5 protein-coding genes are annotated in these 12,600 nt (G+C 63.9%); 2 read left to right on the top strand and 3 right to left on the bottom strand.

Annotation, left to right across the window (positions count from 1 at the left end; genetic code table 11):
* Positions 1 to 13 precede the first annotated feature (13 nt).
* Entirely contained in the window at positions 14 to 4,804 is a 4,791-nt protein-coding gene (locus NP945_RS27240; RefSeq protein WP_256748055.1) for an NAD-glutamate dehydrogenase, read from the top strand.
* Between the two features lie 84 nt (positions 4,805 to 4,888).
* Here NP945_RS27240 and NP945_RS27235 read toward each other — a convergent pair whose 3' ends face one another.
* Positions 4,889 to 7,033: a TonB-dependent siderophore receptor gene (locus tag NP945_RS27235; RefSeq protein WP_256748054.1), complete on the bottom strand. Its 2,145-nt coding sequence runs from the start codon at positions 7,031 to 7,033 to the stop codon at positions 4,889 to 4,891.
* A 354-nt stretch (positions 7,034 to 7,387) separates the two neighbouring features.
* Between NP945_RS27235 and NP945_RS27230 the strand changes: the two genes are divergently transcribed.
* A complete protein-coding gene (locus NP945_RS27230; RefSeq protein WP_256748053.1) occupies positions 7,388 to 8,764 on the top strand; it encodes an MFS transporter in 1,377 nt (458 codons plus the stop codon).
* 168 nt (positions 8,765 to 8,932) lie between these two features.
* Here NP945_RS27230 and purH read toward each other — a convergent pair whose 3' ends face one another.
* Together purH and NP945_RS27220 are read right to left on the bottom strand one after the other, a co-directional pair.
* On the bottom strand, positions 8,933 to 10,549 hold the full coding sequence (purH, locus tag NP945_RS27225; RefSeq protein ID WP_256748052.1) for a bifunctional phosphoribosylaminoimidazolecarboxamide formyltransferase/IMP cyclohydrolase: 1,617 nt from the start codon (positions 10,547 to 10,549) through the stop codon (positions 8,933 to 8,935).
* Positions 10,550 to 10,843: 294 nt separating this feature from the next.
* Positions 10,844 to 12,568 (bottom strand): heparinase II/III family protein, encoded by a 1,725-nt coding sequence (locus NP945_RS27220; RefSeq protein ID WP_127328630.1) that lies wholly within the window; start codon positions 12,566 to 12,568, stop codon positions 10,844 to 10,846.
* Positions 12,569 to 12,600: the final 32 nt, after the last annotated feature.

Genomic DNA, 12,600 nt, shown 5'->3' with positions numbered 1-12,600 from the left:
AGGAAATAGCGTCATGGCCAGCGTGAAATCCGCGAGCAAGCCGAAGAAAAAAGCCACGGCAGCGATTAAAGCGGAGGAAAGGCCGGCCAGGCTTGCAGACTATCTGCTCGCCCGCGCGCCAGCTGAAGACATTGCTCCCTACGATGTGGCCGACCTGGAGCGGGCTGCCGATCTCGCCGGCCAGGCAGTCGCCACTCACAGGAAAGGCGAGTGCGTCGTCGCCGTCGATGCCGATTCGGGCGTTGTGCGAGACGGCCGCCCGATGACGGTTGTCACGGTCGTCAACGACAACATGCCGTTCCTGTTCGATTCCATCCTCGGCGAGATCACCGAGACATCGGGCGAACCGACCCTGGTCACCCATCCGGTTATCGTGGTGCGCCACGGCAAGGGCGGCGTGGAAGAAATCCTCGGCGACGGCAATTTCGCCAAGGACGATGGCAGCCACGACCGGCTTAGCGTCATCCATGTCCACATCCCGCGGCTGACATCCGAGCAGGCGAGCGGATTGAGCGAGCGGCTGCGCAAGATCCTTGGCCAGGTTCATGCCGCCGTTCACGACTGGAGGCCGATGCTGGCCCGCCTCGATCAGGCGATCTCGGAATTCCGCTATACGGCCGTGCCGCTCGACAAGAAGAGCGTTGCCGAGGCCCTCGCCTTCCTGGAGTGGCTGCGCGACGACAATTTCACCTTCCTTGGCATGCGCGAGTTCAAATACACCGGCGGCGAAGAAAGCGGTACGCTGGAGCGCGCTGAAAAGCCCGGCCTCGGCATCCTGTCCGACCCCGACGTGCTGGTGCTCAGGCGCGGCACCGAAGCGGTGACGACGACGCCGGAGATCCGCGCCTTCCTGCATGGGCCGGAGCCGCTGATCGTCACCAAGGCCAATGCCAAGTCTTCCGTGCACCGCCGCATCTATCTCGACTATATCGGCGTCAAGACCTACACCGCCAAGGGCACGCTCGCGGGCGAATTGCGCATCGTCGGTCTGTTCACCTCGACCGCCTACACGCGCTCGGTGATGAAGATCCCGTATCTCAGGTCCAAGGCCGAAACCATCATCGCCAAGTCCGGCTTCGACCGGCACGATCACTCCGGCAAGGCGCTGATCAACGTGCTGGAAAGCTATCCGCGCGACGAATTGTTCCAGGTGCCGGTGCCGATCCTGAGGAAGCACGCCGCTGCCATTCTGGGCCTGGTCGAGCGGCCACGCGTGCGGGCGCTGGTGCGCGCCGACCAGTTCGACCGTTTCGTCTCGATCCTCGTCTTCGTGCCGCGCGACCGTTACGACAGCGTCGTGCGCGAGAAGATCGGCTCGTATCTGAAGACCGTATTCGAAGGCCGGCTGTCGGCCTACTACCCGGCCTTTCCCGAGGGCGGGCTGGCGCGCGTGCACTTCATCATCGGCCGCTCCGGCGGCAAGACGCCGAAGGTCGAGCAAGCGACGATAGAGGCGGCGATCCGCGACATCGTGCGCACCTGGGAGGACGCCCTTTCCGATGCGGCCGAGGCCAGTGGCGGCGACCAGGCTTTGAAGGCGATTGCCGCGCGGCTGCCGGAAAGCTACCGCGATTCGTTCAGCGCGGCGGTGGCGCTGGCCGATGCTAGGCGCATTGCCAAGATCAGCGCCGGCAATCCGATCGCCATCGATTATTATCGTCATGCCGAGCAGAAACCGCATCAGGCGGCGCTGAAAATCTATCACCATGGCAGCCCGGTGGCGCTGTCGCGGCGGGTGCCGGTGCTGGAAAACATCGGCTTCCGCGTCATCAGCGAGCGCACCTTCGAGGTCGGCGACGACCAGTCAAGTTTGGTCTTCATTCACGACATGGAGCTTGAGAACAGCTACGGCAAGCCGATCGACCTGACCGATGGCGGCGCGCTGTTCGAGGACGCTTTCCTCTCTGTCTGGCGAGGCGATGTCGACAATGACGGCTATAACGGCCTTGCCCAGACCGCCGGCTTGTGGTCGGGCGAGATCACCATCCTGCGCGCCTATGGCCGCTATCTGCAGCAGGTGGGCATCCCGCAAAGCCAGGATTTCATCGCCGCCGCGCTCAATCGCTATCCCGACATAGCGCGGGGCCTGCATGCGCTGTTCATCGCCCGGCTTGGCCCGACAGCCGAGACCGAAGGCGTGGTGGCCGCAAAGCACCTCAAGGCCAAGATCAAGGACGCGCTGGAGGATGTGCCGAACATCGATGACGACACCATCATCCGGCGCTATCTCAATCTGATCGAAGCCTCGCTGCGCACCAATCATTTCGTTGCCGATACGAAAGAGAAAGGCCAGTCGCTGGCGATCAAACTCGATTCGCACGCGGTCGAGGGTTTGCCGGCGCCGCGGCCGTGGCGAGAGATCTTCGTCTACGGTTCCGAGGTCGAAGGCCTGCATCTGCGCTTCGGTCCGGTGGCGCGCGGCGGCCTGCGCTGGTCCGACCGCGCCCAGGACTACCGCACCGAGGTGCTCGGCCTGGTCAAGGCACAGCAGGTCAAGAATGCCGTCATCGTGCCGGTGGGGGCCAAGGGCGGTTTCTATCCGAAGAAGCTGCCGATGAGCGCCGGTCGCGACGCGATCTTCGAGGCCGGCACCTCAGCCTACAAGAATTTCGTCTCCAGCCTGCTGTCGATCACCGACAATATCGGTCTCGACGGTGTCATCCCGCCGGCCGGCGTCATCAGACGCGACCCGGACGATCCGTATTTCGTCGTTGCCGCCGACAAGGGCACGGCGACCTTCTCCGACACCGCCAACGCGATCTCGGAGAAGCACGGCTTCTGGCTCGACGACGCCTTCGCCAGCGGCGGCTCGGCCGGCTACGACCACAAGAAGATGGGCATCACCGCCAAAGGCGCCTGGGAAGCGGTCAAGCGGCATTTCCGCGAGATCAACCGCGATATCCAGACCTCGTCCTTCACGGTCGTCGGGGTTGGCGACATGTCGGGCGACGTGTTCGGCAACGGCATGCTTTTGTCGCCGAAAACCCGGCTGATCGCCGCCTTCGACCATCGCGACATCTTTATCGACCCCGATCCCGACATGGCAGCCTCGATGGCCGAGCGCGAGCGCATGTTCGCGCTGCCGCGTTCGAGCTGGCAGGACTACGACAAGACGAAACTGTCGGAAGGCGGCATCATCGTCTCGCGCAACCAGAAATCGATCACCTTGCCGGCAGCGGCCGCGGCGGCGATCGGCCTGGCAAAGACCACCGCCACGCCGGTCGAGATCATGACCGCCATCCTCAAGGCACCGGTCGATCTCCTGTGGTTCGGCGGCATCGGCACCTATTTGCGATCATCGACAGAGACCAATGCCGAGGTCGGCGACCGCGCCAACGATGCCATTCGCATCACCGCGCTCGATGTCCGGGCGAAAGTGATCGGCGAGGGCGCCAATCTCGGCGTCACGCAGCGGGCGCGCATCGAGTTCGGCCTAAATGGCGGCCGCTGCAATTCCGACGCCATCGACAATTCGGGCGGCGTCAACTGTTCCGACGTCGAGGTCAACATCAAGATCGCGTTGGCATCCGCCATGCGCAAGGGGTCGTTGACGCGCCCGGCACGCAACAAGCTGCTCGCCGAGATGACCGACGAGGTCGGCTCGCTGGTGCTGTCCAACAACTACCAGCAGACGCTGGCGCTTTCGATCGCCCGCAAGCGCGGCCTCGCCGACATCGCGCATCAGAGCCGTTTCATGACGGCGCTGGAGGCGCGCGGCCTGCTCGACCGCACTGTGGAGACGCTGCCGTCCCCAGCATGGCTTGCCGAGCGCGAGGCGCGTGGCGAACCGCTGACCAGGGCCGAACTTGGCGTGCTGCTCGCCTATGCCAAGATCGTGCTGTTTTCCGACATCGTCGCCAGCGACGTGCCTGATGACGCGCATTTCGATCGCGATCTGATGGGCTATTTTCCCGACCGGATGGCGAAGAAATACGCCACTGAGATCCATGGCCACCGGCTGCGCCGCGAGATCATCACGCGGGTCGTCGCCAACGATCTGGTCAATCGCGGCGGCCCATCCTTCGTCAACCGGCTGCAGGAGGCCACGGGGCGCACCGCCGCCGACGTGGTGCGGACCTTCGCGATGGTGCGCGACGGTTTTGCCTTGCCGGCACTCTATCGCGAGATCGACGCGCTCGACAACCAGATCGACGGCCAGGTGCAGCTCGATCTCTATCAGATGGTCAGCCGGCTGATCTACGTGACCAGCGGCTGGTATCTCAAGAACGATGCCGGCACGGCACCCCTCGGCCAGCGCATCGCCGAGCTGCAGGAAGCACGCAAGGCGCTGGAACCGAAGCTCGTTGCGCTGCTGCCGGCTTTCTCGCGCGAGCGCATCGAGGAGAAGCGGCACGGGCTGTTCAAGAGCGGCGCGCCGGAAGGGCTGGCCGGGCAACTGGCGCTGAGCGAGGTGGCGGAACTTATCCCCGACATCGCGCTGACGGCGCGCACCGCCGGCGCCGATATCGTCGCCGCGGCCAAGGCGTTCTTCGCCGTCAGCGATGCCTTCCGCATCCCGCGTGTCGAGGACGCCGCACGCTCGATCACGCCTTCGGACTACTATGATCAGCTGGCACTGTCGCGCGCCACCGACACGATCGGCGCGGCACGGCGCGGCATCGCGGTGGCGGCACTCACCGGCCACGCCAAGACGGCCGATCCGGTGGTTGCCTGGCTGGACGCCGGTGGCGAGCGGGTGGCGCGCATCCGCGAGCGGCTGCAGGCGCTGACCGAGGGCGGCGACATCACCGTGTCGCGGCTGTCGGTGGCGTCGGGGCTGATGAGCGATCTGACGGGGATGTGAACCGCCGACGATCACCACACGCATTACCGGATGCGTGTGGCTCTTTTCGAATGCCATCCGCTTCGAAACCGGCGTTCAAAAAGCTCACCAGGAATGTTTGAGCGTGCCGACGATCTTCAGCCGGTCGCCGCAAAATTCGGTTCCGTAATAGCTGGTTGTCAAATACTTCCGGTCGAACAGGTTCGTTGCGTTCAGGGCCAACGTCACGTCCTTGGTCATCTTGTAGCTGATCGCCGCATCCACCAGTGCGTAGCCGCCAATCGAAGTCGTGTTCGCGTCATCCCCGTAGGTTTGTCCGATATAGCGCACGCCTCCGCCGATGGTCAGGTCGCCACGCCGTCCCTCCTCGGGTAGCGTATAATCAACCCAGGCCGAAGCCAGGTGGCGAGGGACACGCTGCGGCCGATTGCCGGCATTTCCTCCAATACCGTCTTCCAGGATCTCGGCATCCCAGTAGGAATAGGCAAGTGTCAGGTTCAGGTTTTCCGCAATGGCGGCCTTGCCCTCGAGTTCGATGCCGCGGACGCCAACCTTGCCGATCTGCTGCTGGACAACAGGCGTGACATAGGTCGGAACATTGGTTTGGGTAAGGTCGAAGACCGCGGCCGTGAACAGGCCGTCGAAGCCGTCGGGCTTGTACTTGATACCTGCCTCATACTGCCTGCCCTCTTGAGGCTTCAGCGAACCCGAGACCGCATATCCATTGGCGCTTGGCGCCACGAGCGGCTGGAAGCTTTCCGAATAGTTGGCGTAGACCGCGAGGTTCGGAGTGAATTTGTAGGTCAGGCCGGCGCGCTTGGTGAAGGCGGACGCCGTGTCGTCGTCCTGCGTTCCCGAGTCGGGATAGTCCGCCGTCGTATGCACGCGGTCCCAGCGCCCGCCCAAGGTGACGATCCAGCGGTCGTCAAACGTCAATTGCTCCTGGGCATAGACACCGACCGCCTGTTGCTTGACCCGCCAGTTCACGTAGGGGCCGAGATTGATGCAGGACAGACCGCAATAGGTCGGATTGTCGATGTCGATGGGACCGGCGGTGCCGAAGAGAATGTTTTCACGGGTATTGTCGTTGGCGTAGTCGACGCCGACAAGCGTCTTGCTGTCGATCCCGCCCCAGCCCGTATCGTATTGCAACTGATTGTCGAAGGCATAGCGGTTGGACAGGCCATCGACGGAAAATGCTGTGCGGTCCGCCGTGGGGTCAAGCGACGCGCCGTAGACCTCGGCGTAGTCGAGGCTCAAATGCGTGTAGCGGGCATTGGAGCGGAAGGTGAGGTTCTCGTTGAACTCGTGCTCGAACTGGTAGCCGAGATCGACCTGCTCCGTGTTGAAGCGGTTGAAATCCGGCTCGCCCAGGAATGTGCCGATGTCGATATTGCCGCCAGCCGGGGTGCCGCGTGCGCCTGTGCCATCTCGCTTGTAATAGTCAGTCAGGATGGTGAGCGACGTTCCTTCCTCGGGCTTGATGGTCAACGCGGGCGCGATGTAAAGCCGATCGTCGTTGGAATAATCCCATCCTTGATCGCCATCCTTGGCCAGCCCGGTGAGCCGATAGGTCCACACGCCATCGGGGTCGATCGGCCCGCCAAAATCAACGCCAATCTCCTTGGTACCGTCGCCATAGGACGTGTAAATCTCCCCCTGCTTCTGGTCCAGCGGCCGCTTGGTGATGGCATTGACCAGTCCGCCAGGGCCGTTGAGACCAAAAAGCGTCGATGTCGATCCCTTCAGGACCTCCACGCGCTGAAGTCCGTAAGGCTCGAGACGGCTGGCCGTGAACCAAGCGGGGATGCGCGCCGTGAGACCATCGCGATAAGTGCCGAGCGATGTCTGGTCGAAACCGCGGATACGAATATAGTCGTATCGGTCATCGTTGCCGAACTCGTCGGTGAGGACGCTGGATGTATAGGCCACGGCCTGCTGGAGGCTTTCGACATGGCGTGCCTCCAGTTCCTTCTGGGTAACAACTGAAACCGAGGCGGGAACGTCGACGATGGGCGTGTCGGTCTTGGTGCCGGTCGCCGTATCCTCGGCGACGATCGTTTGATCGGGCCCGACAAGGCGGTCCGACTTGCTGGTGACGACGATGGTTTCCAGTTGAGTTGCATCGTCCGGCGAAACCACTTGGGCCCGGCCGGCCCCCACCACTCCAAAAGATGCCGCTATCAAGGCACTGCTCGCAATCAATCGCCTTGCCTGAGTGCGCGACAATGCCTGTCGACCAATCGTCATCTCTTATTCCCTGTCAGACCAATATCGAGCCGTTCGACCGGCGACTTTCCGGCCCTGCGCGAGCGCAATTAGTCAAACTGGATAAAAAGAGTCAACTTAAATAATCAAGAAATTCGCGCCGGCGGCAATCGCTGCGAAGCAGGGGGTGGAGGACGGCGCCGGACCTTCGGTCCGACTTCCCCACGAGAAAAAATAGGGCTTGGTCGCGCGTCGCGGACGAAAGCCAATTGCTGGGTTTTCGAACAACGAACGCCCCGGCAGGGGCAAGGGACGGCACCAAGCTTGGTTCATTGCATGAGCGCATGAAACATGCAGACATGGCGCCCGACACGGAACCGGTGCCGGGGGATCATCATGACGGTAGAGACAGTGCAGCGTGCGTCCGGGCGCGGCATCTGGGGATGGATGTTGTTCGACTGGGCGGCGCAGCCGTTCTTCACCGTCGTCACCACCTTCATCTTCGGGCCTTACTTCGTGTCGCGGATGGCGAGCGATCCGGAAACCGGGCAGGCGGCCTGGGGCTACGGCATTGCCGCGGCCGGCCTTGTCATTGCAGTGCTGTCGCCGATCCTCGGCTCGATCGCCGACCAGACCGGACCGCGCAAGCCTTGGATCGCATTCTTTGCCGCGGTCAAGGTCACCTGCCTTTGCATGCTTTGGTTCGCGGCCCCCGGTTCGAACCTTTTCCTGGTCGTGCTGTTCTTTTCGCTGGCGTCGGTGGCGGCGGAGTTTTCGACCGTGTTCAACGATTCGATGATGCCGCGCCTGGTGCCGAAGAGTGAGATCGGCCGGGTTTCCAACATGGCCTGGGGGCTTGGTTATCTCGGCGGCATGATCGTGCTGGTCTTCGTCGTCGCCTGCCTGGCCGGTTCGCCTGAGACCGGCAAGACGATCATCGGCATCGACCCGCTCTTCGGGCTCGACCCGAAGCTCGGCGAGGACGCGCGCGCAACCGGGCCTTTGTCAGCCGGCTGGTACTTCCTGTTCATCCTGCCGATGTTCTTTTTCACCCCCGACGCCATCAAGGGCCTGCCGATCGGTCCGGCTGTCCGAGAGGGGTTGGCGGAGCTGAAAGTGACACTGGGTGAGGTGCGCAAGCGCAGCGGCATCTTCCGCTTCCTGGTCGCCCGCATGATCTATCAGGACGGCGTCAACGCGCTGCTGGCGTTGGGTGGCACCTTCGCCGCTGCGATGTTCCACTGGTCGATCACCGAGATCGGTATTTTCGGCATCATTCTCAACGTCGTCGCCATCTTCGGCTGCCTGGTCGCAGCCCGTCTCGATACGGCGCTTGGCTCAAAAACCATCGTCATGATCTCGCTGGTCCTGCTCAGCATCGCCACGATCGGCATCGTCTCGACCGGGCCCGGCTATACGTTGTTCGGCCTCTGGATGATGCCTGGACCGGACAGCGGCGGCCTGTTCGGCACGGCAGCGGAAAAAGCCTACATCTTCTTCGGCCTGTTGATCGGCGTGGCTTTCGGGCCGGTGCAGGCATCGTCGCGATCCTATATGGCGCGCAGCGTCACGGCGGCAGAATCCGGCCGCTATTTCGGCATTTATGCGCTGGCCGGGCGGGCGACCAGTTTCCTGGCGCCGTTCATGGTCGCGTCGGTCACCCTGGCCAGCGGCTCGGCGCGGCTCGGTATGGCGGTGATCGTGCTGTTCCTGGGCATCGGCATGGCGATCCTGGTCAAGACGCCCTATCCGGCGGACCGGCCGGTGGGATAGGAGCGCCTCTTTCCTTCTCTCCCTTGGGAGAAGGTGGCCTCGCGAAGCGAGGTCGGATGAGGGGTGTTCCAGGGAACACCAACGTCTCACTTCGCTGGACACCCCTCAACCGTCTCGGCGCTACGCGCCGATCCACCTTCTCCCGCAAGGGGAGAAGGAAGAAGTGCGTCAATGCCGGAAATGCCTGATCCCCGTAAACACCATGGCGATGCCGTGCTCGTCGGCAGCGGCGATGACGTCCTTGTCGTTCATCGAACCGCCCGGCTGGATGACGGCGGTGGCGCCGGCGGCGATCGCCGACAGCAAGCCATCGGCGAAGGGGAAGAAGGCGTCGGAGGCGACGACCGAGCCCTTGGTCAGCGGTTCGGCGAGGCCGGCGGCCTCGGCGGCGTCGAGTGCCTTGCGGGCGGCGATGCGTGAGGAATCGACCCGGCTCATCTGGCCGGCGCCGATGCCGACGGTGGCGCCGTCCCTGACATAGACGATGGCGTTGGATTTGACGTGCTTGGCGATGCGGAAGGCGAATTTCAGGTCGGCCATTTCGGCTGGCGTCGGCGCCCGCGTGGTCACCACTTTCAATTCGAGGTCGTCGACGACGGCGTTGTCCCGGCCCTGGACGAGCAGGCCGCCGGCTACGGATTTGACCGTCGTGCCCGGCGTGCGCGGGTCCGGCAGCCCACCGGTGACCAGCAGGCGCAAGTTCTTCTTCGCCGCCACGATGGCCGCTGCCTCATCGGTGGCGCCGGGCGCGATGATCACCTCGGTGAAGGTTTTTACGATCTCTTCCGCCGCCTCGGCGTCGAGGGTGCGGTTGACGGCGATGATGCCGCCGAAGGCCGAGACCGGGTCGCAGGCCAGCGCCTTGGCGTAGGCGGCTTTCAGCGAGTCGCCTTCGGCAACGCCGCACGGATTGGCGTGCTTGATGATGGCGACGGCGGCGGAAAGGTCGGGGTCGAACTCGCCGACCAGTTCGAAGGCGGCGTCGGTGTCGTTGATGTTGTTGTAGGATAGCTGCTTGCCCTGCAGCTGGCGCGCCGTGGCGACGCCCGGGCGCTTGTCGCCGTTGACGTAGAAGCCGGCGCTCTGATGCGGGTTCTCGCCATAGCGCATCACCTCGACCAACCTGCCGCCAAAGGCGCGCCATGTCGGATGTTCGATCTCGAGCGCCTCGGCGAACCAGCCGGAGATCGCCGCGTCATAGCTGGCGGTGCGGGCAAAGGCCTTGGCCGCCAGCTTCTTGCGGAAATCCAGCGAAAGCGAGCCGATGTTCATCTCCAGCGCATTCAGCACCGAGGCGTAATCGCCGGGGTCGGTGACGATGGCGACATAGGCGTGGTTCTTGGCCGAGGCGCGGATCATCGCCGGCCCGCCAATGTCGATGTTTTCGACGATCGACGCGTAGTCGGCGCCGGAGCGGCGGACCTCCTCGAACGGATAGAGATTGGAGACGACGAGATCGATCGGCTCGATGCCGTATTTGCGCATTGCCGCGGAATGCTCCGGATCGTCGCGCACGCCAAGCAGCGCGCCATGCACCCCAGGATGCAAGGTCTTGACGCGGCCGTCCATGATCTCGGGGAAACCGGTGAGCTCGGAGACGTCGCGCACCGGAAGGCCCGCGTCAGCGATCGCCTTTGCCGTGCCGCCGGTCGAGACCAGCTCTACGCCTGCGGCTGCCAGCGCTTTGGCGAAATCGATGAGGCCGGTCTTGTCGAAAACGGAGAGCAGGGCGCGACGCACGGGAACAAGGTCTGGTGCGGGAATGTTCTTGGCGGCGACGGCCATGGGCTGGCAGCCTTTCACGACTGGTGTGATGGATGCCCGCGCCCGTAGCACATGCCGTCCGGAAATCAAACCGGCGGTCAGGTGGGGCAAGGCAATGAATCCGTATTAAAACGAAAAACCCGCCTGTGTGGCGGGTCACTGGCGCAAATCAGCACCATGGGCGAATTTGTACCATAGCTGAGGTCACCGAGTCAAGAAAAAATTCCTATCGCTGCCGACGAAAGCTGCCGATGCCGCCGAACTGGTTGTCCTCAGGCCTTCTGTTAACCTGCGTTGGAAGCCCTGCCAGGAGGATCAGTTGTTTTCCGGATGACCGGCGATGCTGGTGCGCGTCAGCTGCCAGTGGACTTCGGCGATTTCCGAGGCTTTGAAGGCAAGCACGATCTGGCGGCTGCGGCGCGGGCCGCCAAGACCGGCGAAATAGATTGATTCCTCGACTTCCGGCACCACCTCGGCTGCTGTGAACACCCAGGTGTCGGCCTGATCGGCGGCCAGCACCAGGCGATCATGCTCGTCCTGCAAAAGATTGACGTCGGGGTGAACGTGGAAACGGACAGTGACGAAGTCGCGGCCATTGTTGCGGATCGCGGCATTGCCGGGCCGCTGGAAGCGGTCGCGGCCGGCCAGCACGTTGCCGTTCGACGACAGTTTCAGCTCGCGCTCATGCAGGAAGCCGAAGCGCGGGACATAGCCGTCATGGCGGGCGATGAAGCCCTGAATGCCCTTCTGGTCGGTGCGCTTGCACTGCACATGCTGCGGGCCGCCGATCAGCGGCGAACCGAGCAGGTCGTTGACGCGCAGTGAATGGCTGAAGCGCGCCGACGAGGTGTCGTTGATGGTGGCGGTCGAGTGCGCGGCGGTGGCACGCGCCAGCGGCCGGAATTCAGCCGCGCCATAGGTGTCGATGCCGGCATTGACGATGTAGTGCTGGCGGCCGGACGACAGTTCGAAGGCAAGGCAGCTGGCGTGTGCGGCGTTGGACACATCGACCGGCGGCGGCGGGCCGGTGTCGGCGATGACCGTGGTGCCGCCCATCGACAGGCGCTCATAGCCGGAATGCGGCGCATGCAGCAGCGGCGCGCCAGCGGTGTCGTCGTGGCGCAGAATGGTGGCGATGCGGTCGTGGATGGTGGCGCCCATGCCGTTGAAGCGGGCGAGGCTGCCATCCTGATGGCGAAAGAAGCGCAGCGCCGGCAGCATGCGGTCGATGGCGCCGATCAGCGCCTGCGGCGGCGTTTCCGCCTGGTTGGCATAGGTCTGGCGCAGCGGCAGAAGGTCGGCGAGAATTTCCAGGACGACCATCGGATTGCGCGAAATATGCCCGCCATCGGCGAGGATCTGGCGGTCGAGTTCCTCGGCAAGATTGCGGGTCGCGCCACGCAGCGCCGATGCCGGCGCCGGCAGGGACAAGGCAGCGAAGGCGAGCGCGATGCGGGCCCGCAGCCTGTCCTTGCCGTCGGGCATTTCGCGCGCCATCGACCTGAGGTAGCGGATCTGGATGGCTACCGATTTCAGGAAGGCGCGGTAGAAAGGGAACTCGGCGCCCTGCAATACGACCGAGGAGTGCTGCAACCAGGCGATGATGCGCTTGGCCGTCGTGCCGGGCTCCCAGGCGATGCCGGAAATATGGCTGCCATGCATGGTGATCCAATCGGAGACCAGGGCGCGGGCATTGGCGGCGGCAAGCTCGGTGCCGGCGGCGCGCATATGGCGCAGCCAGCGAAAGCCGTGCAGCGTCTTCTGCCAGCCGTGATTGGGCACGCTGATCTGGAAAGGCGACTTGCCGCCGGTCTCGACGAGATGCCCCGACAGGGGATAGCGGCCGTAATAGATCTCGAGTGCGATCTGCGGGTCGGCGAGGCGCAGGTCCGGCGGCGCGATCAGCACACGTTCCGGCGTGCGGCCGGAATAGCGCCAGCGATAGATAGGCCCGGCGCGCAGGCGCCGGCGCGTTTTGCGCCAGAACTCCTTCGCGACAAGCGTCCACAGACGCGTCGTGCTGCTGGCAGCAAGTGCCAAAACCCCTCCTGATCGTCCTCTACCCCGGCGCC

The sequence above is a fragment of the Mesorhizobium sp. LMG17149 genome, from assembly GCF_024518695.1.
GTDB lineage: Bacteria > Pseudomonadota > Alphaproteobacteria > Rhizobiales > Rhizobiaceae > Mesorhizobium.
The sequence above is the reverse complement of the archived record's forward strand: the minus strand, read 5'-3'. Positions and strand labels throughout refer to the sequence as shown.

Bases quoted from the DNA above. Each gene is read 5' to 3' on its own strand.
- NP945_RS27240 (WP_256748055.1), top strand. From the start codon at position 14: ATGGCCAGCGTGAAATCCGCGAGCAAGCCGAAGAAAAAAGCCACGGCA.
- NP945_RS27235 (WP_256748054.1), bottom strand. From the start codon at position 7,033: ATGACGATTGGTCGACAGGCATTGTCGCGCACTCAGGCAAGGCGATTG.
- NP945_RS27230 (WP_256748053.1), top strand. From the start codon at position 7,388: ATGACGGTAGAGACAGTGCAGCGTGCGTCCGGGCGCGGCATCTGGGGA.
- purH (WP_256748052.1), bottom strand. From the start codon at position 10,549: ATGGCCGTCGCCGCCAAGAACATTCCCGCACCAGACCTTGTTCCCGTG.